At 58.7% G+C, this 17,319-nt stretch carries 17 protein-coding genes and 1 pseudogene; 14 read left to right on the forward strand and 4 right to left on the reverse strand.

The features are described 5' to 3' along the window. Window positions 1-51 precede the first annotated feature (51 nt). The 10 genes from ACR3ES_RS13870 to ACR3ES_RS13915 all read left to right on the forward strand — a co-directional run bounded on the left by ACR3ES_RS13870 (window position 52) and on the right by ACR3ES_RS13915 (window position 10,938). On the forward strand, window positions 52-927 hold the full coding sequence (locus tag ACR3ES_RS13870) for a branched-chain amino acid ABC transporter permease (protein WP_170430481.1): 876 nt from the start codon (window positions 52-54) through the stop codon (window positions 925-927). A 3-nt stretch (window positions 928-930) separates the two neighbouring features. Then, a complete protein-coding gene (locus ACR3ES_RS13875; RefSeq protein WP_170430479.1) occupies window positions 931-2,028 on the forward strand; it encodes a branched-chain amino acid ABC transporter permease in 1,098 nt (365 codons plus the stop codon). Then, window positions 2,025-2,789 (forward strand): ABC transporter ATP-binding protein, encoded by a 765-nt coding sequence (locus ACR3ES_RS13880; protein WP_480425496.1) that lies wholly within the window; start codon window positions 2,025-2,027, stop codon window positions 2,787-2,789. The genes ACR3ES_RS13875 and ACR3ES_RS13880 overlap by 4 nt, the downstream gene beginning before the upstream one ends. Beyond that, window positions 2,786-3,559, forward strand: coding sequence for an ABC transporter ATP-binding protein (locus ACR3ES_RS13885; protein WP_170430475.1), 774 nt, complete (start codon window positions 2,786-2,788; stop codon window positions 3,557-3,559). The genes ACR3ES_RS13880 and ACR3ES_RS13885 overlap by 4 nt, the downstream gene beginning before the upstream one ends. A 5-nt stretch (window positions 3,560-3,564) precedes the next feature. After that, window positions 3,565-5,451 carry an AMP-dependent synthetase/ligase gene (locus ACR3ES_RS13890; RefSeq protein ID WP_170430473.1) on the forward strand — a complete coding sequence of 629 codons (1,887 nt, stop codon included), beginning with the start codon at window positions 3,565-3,567 and terminating at the stop codon, window positions 5,449-5,451. A 25-nt stretch (window positions 5,452-5,476) separates the two neighbouring features. Further along, the gene (locus ACR3ES_RS13895; protein WP_170430471.1) at window positions 5,477-6,637 is read left to right on the forward strand and encodes an ABC transporter substrate-binding protein; all 1,161 of its coding nucleotides are present in this window, start codon (window positions 5,477-5,479) and stop codon (window positions 6,635-6,637) included. Window positions 6,638-6,909: 272 nt separating this feature from the next. After that, window positions 6,910-7,845: a metal ABC transporter solute-binding protein, Zn/Mn family gene (locus ACR3ES_RS13900; protein ID WP_170430633.1), complete on the forward strand. Its 936-nt coding sequence runs from the start codon at window positions 6,910-6,912 to the stop codon at window positions 7,843-7,845. Then, the gene (locus ACR3ES_RS13905) at window positions 7,838-8,674 is read left to right on the forward strand and encodes a metal ABC transporter ATP-binding protein (protein WP_170430469.1); all 837 of its coding nucleotides are present in this window, start codon (window positions 7,838-7,840) and stop codon (window positions 8,672-8,674) included. Before ACR3ES_RS13900 ends, ACR3ES_RS13905 begins: the two co-directional genes overlap by 8 nt. Next, window positions 8,671-9,876, forward strand: coding sequence for a metal ABC transporter permease (locus ACR3ES_RS13910; RefSeq protein ID WP_170430467.1), 1,206 nt, complete (start codon window positions 8,671-8,673; stop codon window positions 9,874-9,876). The genes ACR3ES_RS13905 and ACR3ES_RS13910 overlap by 4 nt, the downstream gene beginning before the upstream one ends. Window positions 9,877-10,005: 129 nt before the next feature. Further along, window positions 10,006-10,938 carry a metal ABC transporter permease gene (locus tag ACR3ES_RS13915; protein WP_170430464.1) on the forward strand — a complete coding sequence of 311 codons (933 nt, stop codon included), beginning with the start codon at window positions 10,006-10,008 and terminating at the stop codon, window positions 10,936-10,938. Between the two features lie 114 nt (window positions 10,939-11,052). Here ACR3ES_RS13915 and rpsI read toward each other — a convergent pair whose 3' ends face one another. Together rpsI and rplM are read right to left on the reverse strand one after the other, a co-directional pair. Then, the gene (gene rpsI / locus ACR3ES_RS13920) at window positions 11,053-11,538 is read right to left on the reverse strand and encodes a 30S ribosomal protein S9 (protein WP_170430462.1); all 486 of its coding nucleotides are present in this window, start codon (window positions 11,536-11,538) and stop codon (window positions 11,053-11,055) included. A gap of 3 nt (window positions 11,539-11,541) precedes the next feature. Further along, complete coding sequence (rplM, locus tag ACR3ES_RS13925; RefSeq protein ID WP_170430460.1) at window positions 11,542-12,003, reverse strand: 50S ribosomal protein L13; 462 nt, start codon at window positions 12,001-12,003, stop codon at window positions 11,542-11,544. Between the two features lie 242 nt (window positions 12,004-12,245). Here rplM and ACR3ES_RS13930 point away from each other — a divergent pair, with 242 nt between their 5' ends. Then, on the forward strand, window positions 12,246-12,611 hold the full coding sequence (locus ACR3ES_RS13930; protein WP_170430458.1) for a nuclear transport factor 2 family protein: 366 nt from the start codon (window positions 12,246-12,248) through the stop codon (window positions 12,609-12,611). Window positions 12,612-12,615: 4 nt separating this feature from the next. Here ACR3ES_RS13930 and ACR3ES_RS13935 read toward each other — a convergent pair whose 3' ends face one another. After that, a complete protein-coding gene (locus ACR3ES_RS13935; RefSeq protein ID WP_170430456.1) occupies window positions 12,616-14,019 on the reverse strand; it encodes an aminotransferase-like domain-containing protein in 1,404 nt (467 codons plus the stop codon). Between the two features lie 99 nt (window positions 14,020-14,118). On the opposite strand from ACR3ES_RS13935, the gene ACR3ES_RS13940 reads away from it, so the two are divergent. Then, window positions 14,119-14,346, forward strand: a complete 228-nt coding sequence (locus ACR3ES_RS13940; protein ID WP_170430454.1) for a YjiS-like domain-containing protein — start codon at window positions 14,119-14,121, stop codon at window positions 14,344-14,346. A gap of 59 nt (window positions 14,347-14,405) precedes the next feature. On the opposite strand, the gene ACR3ES_RS13945 is transcribed toward ACR3ES_RS13940, so the two are convergent. Further along, entirely contained in the window at window positions 14,406-14,849 is a 444-nt protein-coding gene (locus ACR3ES_RS13945; RefSeq protein ID WP_170430452.1) for a PaaI family thioesterase, read from the reverse strand. Window positions 14,850-14,898: 49 nt separating this feature from the next. Here ACR3ES_RS13945 and ACR3ES_RS13950 point away from each other — a divergent pair. Continuing rightward, a pseudogene (locus tag ACR3ES_RS13950) lies at window positions 14,899-15,693 on the forward strand (enoyl-CoA hydratase); the annotation flags it as partial. Between the two features lie 262 nt (window positions 15,694-15,955). Continuing rightward, the gene (gene trmFO, locus ACR3ES_RS13955; RefSeq protein WP_170430448.1) at window positions 15,956-17,296 is read left to right on the forward strand and encodes a methylenetetrahydrofolate--tRNA-(uracil(54)-C(5))-methyltransferase (FADH(2)-oxidizing) TrmFO; all 1,341 of its coding nucleotides are present in this window, start codon (window positions 15,956-15,958) and stop codon (window positions 17,294-17,296) included. Window positions 17,297-17,319 lie beyond the last annotated feature (23 nt).

Below are 17,319 nucleotides of genomic sequence, written 5' to 3' on the forward strand. Positions count from 1 at the left end.
GAAAGCCGCGGGTCATTCAAAACGCCGGACAACCGGCATGGGGAGGTGAGTTTGGATAACGCGCAGCTGCTGATCAGCGGGCTGGCGAACGGGTGTGTCTATGGCCTGATCGCACTGGGTTTTGTACTGATCTACAAGGCGACCGAGGCGGTGAATTTCGCACAGGGCGATTTCATGATGCTGGGCGCTTTTGTGACCATCGGTCTGACCAATACCGAATACATGGGATTGCCCTTTTGGCTGGCGCTGCCGATCTCGCTGGGGATCATGGGGGCGCTGGGGTATCTGCTGGACCGTCTGATCATCCGCCGCATGTTCGGTCAAAGCCAGACTGCCGTTGTCATCCTTACGATTGCTTTGGGGTTCGTCATCCGGTTCGTCGCTGGACTGATCTGGGGGCACGAGCCGCAGACGCTGCAAAACCCGCTGGCGGGGAAAGAGGTACGGTTCGGCGGTCTCGTTCTGGGGATGGAGGATGTGGCGGTCATTGTCGTCACCGTGCTGCTGACCTGGGGTCTCTATGTGTTTTTCAGCCGAACTAAACTGGGACTGGCCATGCAGGGCGCATCGCAAAACCAGCTGGCCGCGTATTACATGGGAGTCCCGGTCAAGCGCGTGCAGGGCTTTATCTGGGCGCTGGCCGGCGTCGTTGCAGGCATCGCCGGAATTCTGTTCGCGGCCAAAGGGTCGGTGGATCCCGCCACCGGGCTGTTGGGGATCAAGGCGTTTGCCGCCGCCGTCATCGGTGGTTTTGGCAGCCTGCCCGGTGCGTTGGCGGGTGGTTTGATCGTCGGTGTCATTGAACCTTTTGCCAGCCGCTACATCGCTGCCGGGTACAGCCAGATCGCCCCATATGCTCTGTTGCTGGCAGTGCTGATCTTCCGGCCAAACGGGCTGTTCAGTCAGGTCCGGGTCAAGAAGGTCTGACGCATGCGGATCGTATTCAAAACTGACTACATGCAAGACATCCGCCCGTGGAAAGATCGGTATCAGTTGAGCCTGTATCTGATCCTGTTGGGGGTTGCCGCCGCCGCCCCTTGGTGGCTGGACGCGTTCTATCTGGGCGAGTTGACCAATGTGCTGATCTGGGCGATCGCCGGTATGGGCCTGATGATCCTGACCGGGCACACGGGTCAGGTTAGTCTGGGCCACGCTGCCTTTCTTGCCTTTGGCTGCTATGCCAATGTGATCCTGATCGAGGCCGGGGTGCCGTTTCTGATTGCGTTTCCACTGGCCGGTATCTTGACCGGGATCGCGGGTGTAACGGTGGCCATCCCTGCCCTGCGCCTGCACGGCATTTACCTCGCAATCTTCACCATGGCCCTGTCCATTCTGATGGACGACGTCATCGTGTTGGCCGAGCCGCTGACCGGTGGCGTGTCCGGCAAATATCTTGGCGGTGTCGAAATCTTCGGCCACCTGGTTGACCGTTGGGCAACACCGGTTGAGTTCTTCTGGCTGGTACTGGCTGTCGCGGTCCTGGTGACGTTTGGCTACATCAACCTGCTGCGCGCGCCGCTGGGCCGCAGTTTCATCGCCGTGCGCGATTCCGAGGTCTCAGCGCAGGCCATGGGCGTCGATATCGCCAAAGCCAAGACAGTCTCCTTCGCACTGTCCTGCGCCGTGACCGGCTGGGCCGGTGCCCTGATGGGTATGTATGCCGGGGCTTTCAACAACGAAACGTTCAGTGTTCTGATTTCGATCCAGTTGCTGATGATGATCGTGATCGGTGGGCTGGGGTCGATCCATGGCGCGTTCCTTGGCGCCATCGTGATCGGATTTCTGCCGCAGTTCCTGTCGATCTCCAAGGAGTATGTCGGTGCCATTTTCGGTGGGAACACGGTCGCCATTCCCGGCCTCGAGTTCGGTATCTTCGGCATGATCCTGATCGGCTTTATCCTGTTCGAACCGATGGGCATGTATGGCCGCTGGCTGAAAATTCGCACCTGGTTCGAACTGTTCCCGTTCTACCGCAAAGACATGTTCAAACGGCAGAAATCCTATCTCAAGACGGAGCGCCTGAGATGAGCCTGCTGGAGTTCGAGAACGTCACGCTCAAATTCGGCGGCCTGATGGCGGTGGATGATCTGTCCTTTGAGGTCGAGAAAGGCGAAGTCTTTGCCATCGTTGGTCCCAATGGCGCCGGAAAATCGACGGTCTTCAACCTGATCTCGCGATTCTACGACCCACACGCGGGATCGATCCGGTTTGACGGGCACGACCTTCTGCAGGTGAAACCGTCGGGCGTTGCGGCCTATGGCGTGGCGCGGACGTTCCAGAATATCGAGCTGTTCGAACATGCCACCGTCCTGCAAAATCTGCTGGTCGGGCGGCATCGGCACCGAAAAACCAATCTTGTGTCGGAAATCCTGTTCACCCCGTCCGCGCGAAAGCAGGAGTTGCAGCACCGCGAAAAAGTTGAAGAAATCATCGACTTTCTCGATCTGCAGGCGTTTCGTGACAAGATGATCTCGGGTCTGCCCTATGGTGTGCGCAAGGTGGTCGAGGTCGCCCGGGCGCTGGCCACAGACCCGCAGCTGTTGCTGCTGGACGAGCCCGCGTCTGGCTTGTCTGTCGAAGAAACCACGGATATGCGGTGGTGGATCGACGATATCCGGCGGCAGATGGGGATCACGGTTCTGATGGTCGAACATGATATGGGGCTTGTCTCCGGCGTATCCGACCGGGTTCTGGCCATGGCCGATGGGGCCAAGCTGGCATTGGGCACCCCGGCCGAGGTTCAATCTCACCCCGCCGTTGTCGAGGCGTATTTGGGGAAAGCCTCATGAGCGCGCCGATCCTGACCATCCGCAATGTCGAGAGCTTTTATGGACCGATCATGGCCATTCGGGGTGTCTCGCTGGATGTGTATCCCGGTCAGATTGTTTCGATCCTGGGTGCCAATGGGGCGGGCAAGACGACGCTGATGAAAACGGTGTCGGGCGTGATGGACCCGGAAAAGGGCAAGATCACCTTTGAGGGGCAGGAGATTCAGGGCTCGGAACCTCATAAAGTTGTGCAAAAAGGGATCGTGCATGTCCCTGAAGGGCGCGAGGTCTTTCCCCTGCTGACGGTGAACGAAAACCTGAGCCTTGGGGCCTACACGTTGACAGACAAGGCGCAGATTGAACGCGACCGCGATCTCGTTTTTTCCTATTTCCCGGTTCTCAAGGAGCGGCGGTCGCAAGAGGCCGGGACGTTATCCGGAGGGCAGCAACAGATGCTTGCCATCGGGCGCGGGCTTATGGCGAACCCCAAGATCATGTTGCTCGACGAACCGTCGCTTGGGCTGTCGCCGCTGCTGGTGCAGGAGATTTTTGGCATCCTCAAGCGTCTGAACGATGAACAGAACATGACAATGATGCTGGTCGAACAAAACGCGCATGCAGCCCTGGAATTGGCCCATCATGGCTATGTGATGGAGGTCGGGCGTATCGTCATGGACGGGGCCGCTGATGTCTTGCTGCAATCCGAGGACATCCAGAACTTCTATCTTGGCGTTCAGGAAGAAGGTGCCCGCGAAAACCGCCGCTGGAAGCGGAAAAAGACGTGGAGGTGAGCCGGATGGATAGCAGCCCCCTGCCCCCGCAGATCACCCTGAACGGTGTCCGGTTTAACGCGACGCCTGGACAGCGCCCGTTGCGCGTGGACGGATGTCTGACGATCTGCGAACTGTTCCAGAGCCGCTGCGCGGAACTGGGGAACCGCACAGCGCATCGCGAAAAAGACCTGGGTATTTGGAAATCCTATTCCTGGACGGATTACTGGCAGCATGCCAAATGGATCGGTCTGGCCCTGCGCAAACTGGGGATGGAGCGGGGCGATGTGGTATCGATTCTGTCTGAGGACCGCAAGGAATGGGCTTGGTTCGACATGGGTATTCAGGGCGCGGGCGGGATCGCTTCGGGGGTCTACACCACCGACTCGGCCAGCCAGTTGCAATATCTGATCGACAACAGCGGCAGCCGGTTTCTGGTGGTTGAGGACGAAGAGCATCTGGACAAGTTTCTCGAAATCGAGAGCGAGGTTCCCAACCTGCTCAAGGTCATTATTCTCGAAGACGAAGGCCTGCACGATCTGAATCATCCCAGATGCATGATGATCGACGAACTCTATGCATTGGGCAAACAGGCCGAGGCGGAAAACCCGGGTTGGTTCGAAGAGGAGATTGCCCTTGCGAAACCGCAGGATACCGCGCTTCTGGTCTATACATCCGGAACAACCGGGCAGCCCAAAGGCGCAATGCTGAGTCATGAAAACATCCTTGCGGCCATGGAATCCGGCGCGCGCTCGCTGCCGGTTTTCGCCAGTGACGAGCAACTGTGCTTCCTGCCGCTCTGTCATATTCTAGAACGCGATGTGTCGGTCTATTTCCCGCTTGCGGCCAGATGTACCGTGAACTTTGCGGAAAGCCCCGAAACCGTGTTTGCGAACCTGCAAGAGGTCTCTCCTACCACCTTTACCGCCGTGCCCCGTGTTTGGGAAAAGATCTACGCGCAGGTGCAAATCCTGTCGCAGGATGCGACGCCGCTGGGGCGTCTGGCCTTTGGCCTGGCACTCAAAGCCGGGTTTGCCCGCGCGGGTTACCTGAATGCGGGAAAACCGGTCCCGGTGGGTGTTGCCGCCTGGTATTGGGTCTGGGACCACTTGGTTCTGAAAAACCTGCGGCGCATGCTGGGGATGGACAGAATGCGTCGGGGTGGCACCGGCGCGGCGCCGATTTCGACGGACCTGCTGCGGTGGTACTGGGCCATCGGGGTGCCTCTGGTCGAAGGGTTCGGTATGACCGAAACCGCAGGTCTGGCCTGTCTCAACACAACCGACGACAACCGGATCGGGACAATTGGCCGGGCCGTCGCCGGAAATGATATCCGCATATCCGAAGACGGCGAAATCCAGCTGAAGGGTATGAACATCTTTCAGGGCTACTGGCGCAACAATGCCAAAACGGCGGACACCTTTACCTCGGATGGCTGGCTGCGCACCGGGGATATGGGTTTTATTGATGACGAGGGCTATGTCACCATCACCGGTCGCCTGAAGGACATCATTATAACTGCGGGCGGCAAGAATATCACCCCGATTGAAATCGAAAGCCGTTTGAAATTCAGCCACTACATCTCGGACGCGGTGGTTATAGGTGATCGGCGCAAGTACCTGACGGCCCTGATCATGATCGATCAGGAGAATGTCGAGAAACTGGCGCAGGACAGAAAGATACCGTTTTCAGATTTTGCCTCACTCTGCGCGGCATCGGATGTCAAGGATCTGATCGCGGCCGAGGTCGACGCAGTGAATGCCGAGTTTGCGCGGGTCGAACAGATCAAGGATTTCCGGCTGATCGACGTGCTGCTGACCGCCGAAGATGACGAGTTGACCGCGACGATGAAACTGAAACGCGGTCTGGTGGAAAAGAAACACGGTCATCTTATTGAAGACATGTACACTTAGATTCGGGATTAATGGGAGGAAAATGATGAACAACGCATTCAAACGGATGGCCGTGGCCACCGCTTTGACCGCAACGGCAACACTGGGCTGGGCTGAAACCCAAGGCGTCACCGAGGATGAGATCGTCATCGGTTCGGTCAATGACCTCAGCGGGATTTTTGCCGCGGTCGGCGTTCCAGCCACCAAGGGCGCCAACGTGGTGTTTGACCGCGTAAATGCTGCTGGTGGTGTGCATGGGCGCACCATCCGTTTTGTTGTCGAAGACAATGGCTATCAGATGCCGCGCGCGATGCAGGGCTACAACAAGCTTCTGAACCGCGACAAGGTCTTTGCCATGATGCAGTCTCTGGGCACGCCGATGAACCTGGCCGGGTTCAAGCTGCTGGACCCCAAGGGCATTCCGAATGTCGCGCCTCTGACCGCAGCCCGTCAGATGCTGCAGGAGCCGATGAAAAACAAGTTCACCTCTTTTTCGACCTACTACGACCAGGCGCGTGTTGGCGTGAAGTATTTGGCCGGTGAATTTGGATCGCAATCTGTGTGCACCATGTACCTGCCCACTGACTTCGGCGCCGAGATCGTCGAAGGCAGTAAGACCGGCGCGGAAGAGGCCGGGATCGCCTTTGTTGCCGAGACCACGCACAAACCGGATGAGACGGATTTCGTTGGGTCACTGAGCAAGCTCAAGGAAGAAGGTTGTGACATCGTCACGATCGCTCTGGGTGTGCGTCAGGCCATCACGGTTGTTGGTACAGCCAAGAAAATGGGCCTTGACGATATGAAGTTCCTGGGCACGTCCGCCAGTTTCCTTACCGTGGTCGCGCAGGTTCCGGGTGGCGTGACCGATGGTTTCTACGCCGCTGCGTCCTGGCAGGACCTGTGGGCCCGTGCTGAAGACCCGGTTCCGGCTGCGTTTATCGAAGAGTACAAGGCCGCAACCGGCGAAGACCCGGTCGGGTTTTCGATGCTGGGCTATTCTGCCGCCGAGATGATGGTCAAAGCGCTCGACGCCGCAGGCCCTGACCTGACGCATGAGAGCTTTATCGCGGCGATGGAATCTCTGGATTATCAGGACGAGTTGGTCGGCAACCACATCACCTATGGTCCCGATGATCACCAAGGCGCCGATACTGTGTTCGTCAACGTCGTCGAAAACGGCGCTTGGAACCTGGTCTACGAAGAATAAGCGGGCCCCTATCCCACCAGAAAGGGGTTACGGCCCCTTTCGCATTTTTAAGATTTTCAACGGCCCATTCAATCACCGCAGTGATCGCACGCCTCGATTTTACTTCGAGCGGTCATCTGTCCTCCACTCTGTGCTCAATCTTATTTGCGAATGCTTCGCAATTGCATTGACCTTGAGATTGCTTCGCACTATCACTGAGGTAACGCGATGGCCCACAAGCAGGGTCGATTCTAATCAGGAGTGGGAATGTGCCTCTGACCAAACGGACTTTCATGGCGGCCGCCGCGGCGCTGGCCATGGCGCTGCCAGCCAATTCGGCCCTTGCAGAGAAACTCAACGTCATCGCCACGACCGGCATGATCGCCGACGCTGCTGCCAATGTGGGCGGTGATCTTGTGGAGGTGGAATCGCTGATGGGTGAAGGCGTTGACCCCCACGGCTATCGTCAGACCCGCACAGACATCGTCAAGCTGGCCAATGCCGATCTCGTGCTCTGGAACGGCCTCTATCTCGAAGCGCAGATGGAAGATTTCATGCTCGGTCTGTCAGAAGGCGGCACGGTCGTGGCAGTGGCCGAGACGATCCCGGACAGCCTGTTGCTGAACTCGCAGGACTATGAAGGTCGGGCCGACCCGCATGTTTGGATGAACGTCAACTTGTGGAGCAACGTCGTCGTTGCGGTCCGCGACGCAATGATCGAGGCGGACCCTGACAATGCCGCAGCTTATGAAGCAAATGCGGACGCCTATCTGGGCGAGTTGTCCGAGCTGGCACAATATGTGGTTCGGGTTTTGTCCACGGTTCCCGCGGAAAGCCGCGTGGTCGTATCCGCCCATGATGCGTTCAATTACTTCGGGTCTGCCTATGGTTTTGAGCCGGTGGGCATTCAAGGCATCTCCACCGAATCCGAGGCCGGATTGCAGCAGATCGGGGCCATGGTTGACATGCTGACAGAGCGCAATATTGGCGCTGTCTTCGTGGAATCCTCGGTTTCGGACCGTAACATTCAGGCGGTGATCGAAGGAGCAGCCGCAAAGGGCCATGAGGTCGTTGTCGGCGGCGAGATCTTCTCGGACGCCATGGGCGAGCCGGGCACCTATCGCGGGACGTATATCGGCATGTTGGATCACAACGCGACGACCATTGCCGAAGCATTGGGTGGCGAAGCGCCCGAGGGCGGCATGCACGGTATGCTCGTGGATGGCTAATCCTGTCACACATAAGCGGCCCACCGTGGTTGCGGAAGACGGCCGGAGCGCACGCCCGGCCGCCTTGCTTGCCGATGCCGCGCTGGCCACGCGGGGACTGACAGTGTCCTACGGTGACAAGCCGGCTGTCTTTTCGGTCGATGCCACCTTCCCGGCGGGCTCCATCTCGGCCATCATCGGGCCGAACGGGGCGGGAAAATCGACGATGCTCAAATCCGCGCTTGGCGTGATCCCGCGCCTGTCGGGTGAGGTCCTTATCTTCGGTCAGCCTATCGACAAAGCCCGCGCCCGCGTTGCCTATGTGCCGCAACGTGCGAGTGTGGACTGGGATTTCCCAACAACCGTCAAGGACGTTGTGGAAATGGGGCATTACCGAAAGGTCGGGTTGCTTGGGCGGCTGTCGGGCGCACTGGCGCAGCGCACGCTGGACAGCCTTGACCGTGTTGGCATGGCAGATTTCGCGCACCGCCAGATCGGGCAGCTGTCGGGCGGACAGCAGCAGAGGGTCTTCATCGCGCGCGCGCTGGCGCAGAATGCCGACCTTTATGTTCTGGACGAGCCGCTCGCAGGTGTCGACGCCGCAACCGAACGGGCGATTATCGATGTGCTGAGACTGCTGAAAGAAGAAGGCAAGGCAGTGATCGCCGTGCATCACGATCTGTCGACGGTGCGCGAGTATTTTGACCATGTCTTCATGATCAATGTACGGCGCATTGCCGAGGGCCCTGTCGCAACCGCTTTCAACACGGAAACCCTGCAGGCCGCTTATGGAGGGCGGCTGGCGGCCACACATCTCGACGAATTGGCGGTGGCCGAGGCCGTGCAATGAATCAGTTTGTTGACGCGCTCTTGCTGCAAGCAGGATACAATGCGTCACTTGTGGCCATCGGGGCCGGGCTTCTGGGCTTTGCGGCCGGGGCGTCCGGCACGTTTATGTTCCTGCGCAAGCGCGCGTTGGTTTCTGATGCGGTCGCCACATCGACTCTGCCGGGCGTGGCCATCGCCTTTATGATCATGGTCGAGCTGGGGAGCGATGGGCGCAATCTTGCGGGGCTGCTTTTTGGGGCAGCCGTTACCGCCGCGATCGGCCTGCTTTTGATCGAGTGGATTCCACGTCGCACGCGGCTTGCAGAGGATGCGGCGATTGGGTCGGTGCTGGGCGTGACCTATGGCATCGGCATCGTGCTTCTAACTGTCGTGCAGACCATGAGTTCCGGTCGCCAAGCGGGGTTGGAAAGCTTCCTGCTCGGCTCGACCGCCGGTATGCTTTTCAATGATGCCGTCATTATCGCCATAGGCGGATCGCTTGCGGTGCTGGCCACATGGGTGATGCGCCGACCGATGACATTGGTTGCCTTCGATCAGGAATACGCCGCCTCGGTCGGTTACAACGTGCGCCATATCGACCTGGTCATGATGGGTCTGGTGCTGGCGATCACGGTGACGGGGCTCAAGCTTGTGGGCCTGATCCTGATCGTCGCCATTCTGATTATCCCGCCCGTAACAGCGCGGTTTTGGACCGAACGTGCCCAGAATGTGATCTGGATCGCGGGCGGATTCGGCGGGGTGTCGGGCTATCTCGGCGCGGCTATCTCCGCCTCGGCCCCGGCCTTGCCCACGGGCCCGATCATCGTTCTTGTGGCCACCGCGATCTTTGTGTTTTCCCTTTTCTTTGCCCCAGGCCGCGGCGTGCTTGCGGCACTCATCCGGCACCGCCGGTTTCAGGCGCGGGTACACCGCCGTCAGGGCCTGCTGGCACTCGCCGCGCAGCAACCGATACTCGAGGGATACACGCTGCGTCTTTTGGCGCGCGAGGGGCTGGTGCGCCGCGACGGCGTCCCTACCGACGCTGGCAAGGCGCAAGCCGCCAAGGTCTCGCGCGATGAACGCCGCTGGGACGTGGCGCGGGAAATCCATCAGGATGTGGCGCTGACAGGCCGCTACGATGGTCTGACCCCCATCGAAGAGGTCTTTACCGCCGACGAAATCTCGGAGTTTGATCGCCGACTCGGTCCCCCGGTTCCGATGTAGGGATGGGATCGATGGGCAACCGAGGTATTTGGCATCGAATAAGAGACCTGCGCACGGCGCACCACGGGCTTTGTCTCACACAGTCCCGGGCCGAGCCCGGCAACACAGTTTGAAACGAGGAGCCGCTCGATGGGAGCCGATTTCGTCCAGTTTTCCCTGACCCCCATACTCATCGGCGTGATGGCTTCCATCTCATGCGCATTGCCGGGAAACTTCCTGATCCTGCGTAAACAGGCGCTGATCGGCGATGCGATCAGCCACGTGGTTTTACCCGGCATCGTGGTCGCGTTCCTGCTGACGGGTCTTGCCACCGCTTACACCATGATGGCCGGGGCCGCTGCCGCCGCGATCGTCTCGGTTGTCCTGATCGAAGCCGTCAAGCGGCTCGGCAATATCGAGCCGGGCGCAGCCATGGGTGTGGTGTTTACCGCGATGTTCGCGGCGGGCGTCCTGACCTTGGAACAGGCGGATTTGAGCAATATGCACCTGAGCGTCAACCATGCACTGATGGGAAACCTTGAAACGCTGGTCTGGTTGCGCGCCGAGGGCTGGCATTCGCTTCTGGACCCGGTGGCGCTGGCGGGCCTGCCGCACGAGCTGGAACGGATTGCCTATATCTTTGTTTTGGTCGTGATCCTGACGCTTGTATTTTGGCGCTGGCTTAAGATTTCCACCTTCGACGAGGGTTTTGCCCAGGCGCTTGGTATCCCCGCCACCGCCCTTGGCCTTGGTCTTGTAGTGGTTGCCGCCGTGGCTGCGGTTGCGGCCTTTGATGCTGTCGGGTCGATTATCGTGATCGCCATGTTCATCTGCCCCCCGGCCGCGGCGCGTCTGATGACCAACAGGTTGGAGCATCAGGTCTGGTGGTCGGTTGCGTTTGCCACCTTGTCGGCCATCCTTGGCTACGTCTTTGCCGGTTACGGCCCGCTCTGGTTCGGTGCCGAGAATGCGGTCAGCGCCGCTGGTATGATTGCTGCCGTCTCGGGTGTGATCCTTGCGCTCGCCTGCCTCTTTGGACCGCATCGGAAGCGGATAGGCGCGGGCAAAGAGGCAGTTGCCTGATCCGCAGGCCGGGTAACACGATACCAAGATCCCTGCCCGCAATCTGCTCAAACAAAAAACGCCCGCTTGGTACAGCGGGCGTTTATTTTTGTTGAATTTTTCGTCTGTTTTGCGTTAGCGCTTCGAGAACTGGAACGAACGACGCGCTTTGCGCTTACCGTATTTCTTACGTTCCACAACGCGGCTGTCGCGGGTCAGGAAGCCGGCGGCTTTCAGCGCGCCACGCAGCGACGGATCGTACAGTTGCAGCGCTTTCGAGATGCCGTGTTTGACCGCACCAGCCTGGCCGGTGAGGCCGCCGCCTTTGACGGTTGCGACAACGTCGAACTCGCCTTCGACACCGGCAACCTGGAAAGGCTGGCGCAGGATCAGCTGCAGAACGGGGCGCGCAAAATACGTGTCCTGATCCTTGCCGTTCACGGTGACCTTGCCGGAACCAGGCTTGATCCAGACACGGGCAACCGCGTCTTTACGCTTGCCGGTGGCATAGGAGCGGCCCAGCTCGTCGCGCACGGGTTCCCGCGCGATGACTTCTTCGGCCACGGTTTCAACGCCTGCAACGGCGCTCAGCTCTTCGAGAGTATTGATCTGATCAGCCATCGGTTATTCGCTCCGGGTGTTTTTCTTGTTCATGGACTTCACGTCCAGAACTTCGGGCGCTTGCGCCTCATGAGGATGCTCGCCACCGGCGTAAACGCGCAGGTTGGTCATCTGCTTGCGTGCCAGACGGTTGCCCGGCAGCATGCGCTTGACCGCCTGAGTCACCACGCGCTCGGGGTGTGCACCCTCGAGGATCTGCTGCTTGGTGCGCGACTTGATGCCACCCGGATGGCCGGTATGCCAGTAGAAGTTTTCGTCGCGCTTCTTGCCGGTCATCTGGATTTTGTCAGCGTTGATCACGATGACATTGTCGCCCATGTCCATGTTAGGGGTGAACGACGCTTTGTGCTTGCCACGCAGACGCATGGCGACGATCGAGGCAAGACGGCCCAGAACAACGCCCTCGGCGTCGATCAGGATCCATTTCTTGTCGATGTCTGCAGGTGTTGCAGAAAAGGTTTTCATGGCAGGATAGTCCTGTTTGATGTGAAAGACCGCCCCCTTGGCGGAGCGGCCCGAATTCGATGGTGCGTATCTAGAGGGGCTGGAATGACACGTCAAGAACGCAGAGTGTAAAATAGTTGAGCCTTATCAGTGTATTATGAAATAGGTATTATTTTACCCCATAAAGTACACCCTTATTCGCCGATTGCGAAACAGCCTGTTAGACTGCACTATCGCTTGTTCAATAGTCGAGGGAGGTTCCAGTGCCACATCTAACCCAACTGATAGCCGATTATGGGTCTGCCTGGCAGGAAAGGGACGCGAGCAAACGGTCTGAATTTCTGAACCGGTGTTTTTCGGAACATGGCCGTTACGTCGACCCAACCGCAGCCGTGACCGGGCGCGAAAATCTGTCCGCGCATATCGGTGAGGTTTTGGATGGGTCAGGTGGGCGTGTCGAAATCACCAGCGCCCCGGCTTCACACCATGATGTGGTTCATTTCACCTGGCATATGGTGCGTGCAGACGGCACGACGATGGTCGAGGGGCACGACTTTGCGCAACTGGATACTGACGGAAAGATTGAATCTCTGGCCGGTTTCTTTGGCAGTCCCGAGCCTCTGACCTGATGGGTCAAACGCTGATCTGCTCGGGCGGGTTGTCCAGCAGCGCTCGCAATCTCAGCATCGCGTTTTCGAACCGGTTAAGCGATACATGCCCGTTCATGGCAATCCGCACGGCGTTTGGGGCCCGCCCGTCCCGCAGCGCAAACTCATCTGCCGACCGTAATTGAATCCCCTCGCGTTCCGCCGCGCGGCTGAACGCTGCTGAGCGCCAGCCGGAAGGCAGGTTGAGCCAGACAAACGGTACTTCTGACGCCCAGTTCAGGTCGAACCCACCCAGCGCATTGACCGTGACCCGGACATACTCGCCCATCCGGGACCGCACATCCTTGGCAATCTGGCGTGTACGGGGATCGGACAGCAATAGACGGGTGAGTTCTGCCAGCGGCTGCGCCAGACCGAAATACCCGTATTCGGCCGAACGCCGCAGATCCACGCTGCGCTCTCTGGGCGCAATCGCAAAGCCAACCCTTAAGGCGGGCGTCAGGGTTTTGGAAATCGAGGACACATGCCACCCCCGCTCTGGCGCCAGTGCGCGATAGCTGGGTTCACGGGCGTCACCCATCCGGTAGCAGTCGTCTTCGACAATCTGCACATCGTACCGCCTCGCGACGTCGACAATCTCTTTTCGACGCTCAAGCGGTGTGTGGAACCCGGTTGGGTTCTGCACTTCTGGTGAGACACAGACGGCCTGTGCCGGGGTCTGACGCAGTACATGGTCCATCGCCCCCGGATCGATACCCCATTTGTCCATTTTGATTCCTACGACGTCGGCGCGCATAAGCTCCCCTGCCCGTCTAAAGCCCGCGTAAGACAGGTCCTCGACCAAGACTACCGGTTTGGCACCCTGCAGAATTGTCTGGAATACAAGGCACAGGCCGTTCTGACCGCCGTGGGTAAGAACAATATCGTCATGTGTCAGCGGGCCCAGCGGCAGGTCGGACAGCCAGTCGACAACGGCGCTGCGCATCGGTTTATAGGCGTCCCGGGTCGGGTAATTCATGAACAGGCGCGGGTCGGATTTCGCGACCTTCTGCAAACACTCCCGGATCAGGGCCACCTGCCCCACGTCTGGCAACCGAGGGCTAAAGAGACTGACGTTTTTGTCGTTCTTTGCTTCGGCCAGATGCAATTGTCTGGACCAGACATCATCCAGAATTGGAGATTTTGGAGGGGCGACAAATGTACCACGCCCGACCTCGGCTTGTAGCAACCCTTCGTCGGTGAGAATCGTATAGGCCCGCGCAACCGTGCCCGGTGTAATTTGTAACCGATACGCAAGATCGCGCACCGGCGGAAGTTTTGCGCCGATCTTTAGAGACTTGTTTTCAATAGATTTTCGTATTGTGTCAGCGACCAGTGTGTATTTCGGCCCTTTGGACTTCGGCAGTGTTTCCGGCCAAATTGTATCCATTACAATTCTTCCTTTGCTTTTGACACAATTTCGAATGTATCAAGCAAATATACCGAACAATAATACTTTGTGTCAATACAATTTGAAAGGACTACTGAGATGACACGCGCAATGCACAACCCCGCCCTCATGCTGCTGAACGACAGTCCCCGACTGCCGCTGATCGCCGCGCTGGCCGTGCGGTTTGCGGCGGCTGTCACACAATGGGAACGCCGTCGTCGCAGTCGCATCAATCTAGGAAAGCTGGATGACAGATTGCTCGAGGATGTGGGTTTGACCTCGCATCAAGCCCAACGCGAAGTCAAACGTTATTTCTGGCTGAGTTAAGACATCCCCAGTCCCATTTCGGGACCTCTTCCCTGGCCGGGGCTTGTCCCCGGCCTTTTTCATCCAAACTTTGCAGCAGCGGATCCTTCGGGCGGAATGGAGTAGGTCATACTCGCCCGCGCGACAGGCTCATCCGCGCCTTCGGAATACAAAAGCACATCCCCAACGGCCAACGTTCTGCCAAGTTTCAGCAATCGACATTTTGCCAGCATATCGGCTGCGCCCTTGGGTTTTCGCAGGAAATCCAACGAACTGCTGGTTGTGACAGCCAGCGACTGTCGCCCTTTGCGGGCCAGGACCATGGCGTAGACGCACACATCCGCCAGCCCGAACATTGAGGGGCCGGACACGGTTCCGCCAGGTCTGAGATGACGGTCTTCGACGACCAGACGTACGGTTATGGTGTCATCGGTCAGGTCCTCAACGACAAAATCCTTGTGCACCTGTGGAAATACCTCAGTCAGGTATTGTGACAGTTCGTCCTTGCTCATCGCCAAAGCCATGCTTCCCCTCCTTCACGTCCCGGCCTAGAGTTGGCCCAACAGCCGGCAGGAGGGCAAGATGGCAATTCTAGAACGTAACGACACAGGCGCCGTCGCGCAGCTGAAATTGAACGCGCCGGATCGGTTGAATGCCCTCAGCGATGAGATGCTGGCTGCGTTGCAGACAGAGCTGGATGCGCTGCGTGAGGACGGCACGATTCGCGCAGTTATACTGTCGGGATCGGGCAAAGCCTTTTGCGCAGGTCACGATCTCAAGCAGATGACTGCGGGTCGACAGTCCGAGGATGGCGGACAAGCGTATTTTCAGGATCTGTTCGCCCGCTGCGCCAAAATGATGATTTCCATTCAGTCCCTGCCCCAGCCGGTCATCGCACAAGTCCACGGCATTGCCACCGCCGCCGGGTGCCAATTGGTTGCCACATGTGATCTGGTCGTCGCCGCTGAGGGCACCCGGTTTGGGGTCAACGGTGTGAATATCGGCCTGTTCTGCTCGACCCCGATGGTCGCACTCAGCCGGAATATCCCGCGAAAACATGCCTTTGAGATGCTGACGACAGGTGATTTCATCTCGGCAGAGCGGGCTGCGGAACTGGGTCTGATCAACCGCGTTGTGCCGGAAACACTGCTGGAGCACGAAACGATCTCGCTGGCGGAACAGCTCGCAACAAAACTTGGGACTGCGGTCAAGATTGGGAAAAAGGCGTTTTATCAACAGCTTGAGATGCCATTGGGGCAGGCCTATGACTATACCGGCGAGGTAATGGCACAGAATATGCTGCATCGGGACACCGAAGAAGGAATTTCCGCCTTTATCGAAAAACGCCCGCCAAATTGGACCCAATAACGCAATTGTCAGCTACGATTTTCGTCACTGTTCGCATTTTAGCACTTTTCAAAAGGGCTACACTGTGGCAATGGTGGGATGAGGCTGAGGCCTCGGATACACTTTTGGGTCGCCGTGGGCGGAAGGTCCCTCCAAGCTGGTCTCTCTCACCGGCGCAGACATTCCCGCAGCGGCGACCCCAAGACTCCCTCCCTGAAAAAGCGGAAAATGGCCTTACTCACTTGAGTTGCGTCAGCCCGTACTCTGCCCTATGTGGCAGCGCATGACACAAGTTTTGCATATCGTCGGCGGCGGCATGGCCGGCTCCGAGGCCGCCTGGCAGGCCGCTGAAATGGGCGTGAATGTTGTGATTCACGAAATGCGACCCAAAGTTGGCACATTTGCGCACCAGACCGGCAATCTGGCTGAAATGGTGTGTTCGAACTCCTTCCGTTCGGATGATGATGAACAGAACGCCGTCGGCCTGCTGCATTGGGAGATGCGCGCCGCCAACGGTCTGATCATGACGACGGCCGACGCCCATCGTCTGCCTGCCGGTGGCGCACTTGCCGTCGACCGGGATCCGTTTGCCGAAGATGTCACCGCCAAACTGCGTGCACATCCCCGGATCACGGTCACGGATGAAGAGGTCACCGCCCTGCCCGATCAAGGCCACTGGATATTTGCGACAGGTCCCCTGACCTCCCCAGCACTCGGGGATGCGATCCGGGCCGAAACCGGTTCGGACGCACTGGCGTTTTTCGACGCCATCGCACCTATTGTCTATGCAGACAGCATCGATATGAGCCAGGCGTGGATGCAGTCGCGCTATGACAAAGGCGAGACCGAGGAAGAGCGGACGGCCTATCTGAACTGCCCGATGAATCGCGATCAATATGAGGCGTTCATCGATGCCCTTCTGGCGGCGGACAAGACCGAATTCCACGAAGGGGAGACAGCCGGGTATTTTGATGGCTGCCTGCCGATCGAGGTCATGTCTGAACGCGGGCGTGAAACCCTGCGCCATGGGCCGATGAAACCGGTCGGGCTGACCAATCCGCACCAGCCGGATGTCAAACCACACGCGGTGGTCCAGTTGCGCCGGGATAATGCCCTAGGCACACTGTTCAACATCGTGGGGTTTCAAACCAAGATGAAATACGGCGCACAGACTGAGGTGTTTCGCATGATCCCCGGTCTGGAAAACGCCAGCTTTGCGCGATTGGGGGGCATTCACCGCAACACCTTCATCAACTCCCCAACTCTGCTGGACGCGCAGATGCGTCTGAAATCAAAGCCCAATATCCGGTTTGCCGGTCAGATCACCGGTGTCGAAGGCTATGTCGAAAGCGCGGCCATGGGGTTGTTGGCCGGACGTCTCGCGGCAGCCGAGATATTGGGTGTCTCATTACCGGGCGTCCCACAAGACAGTGCCATGGGCGCCCTGATCCACCACATTACCGGCGGCGCCGAGGCAAAAACCTTTCAGCCGATGAATGTGAATTTTGGCCTGTTCCGCCCGGTGGACGGTCTGAAAGGCGGGCGTCGCGGTCGCAAGGACCGCTACAAGGCGTACACAGATCGCGCCAAGGCGGAATGGACCGGCTGGCTCGCGGCAAGCTGACTGGACGTGAAGGGCTGCCTCGG

This window comes from Ruegeria sp. B1 (genome assembly GCF_056535885.1).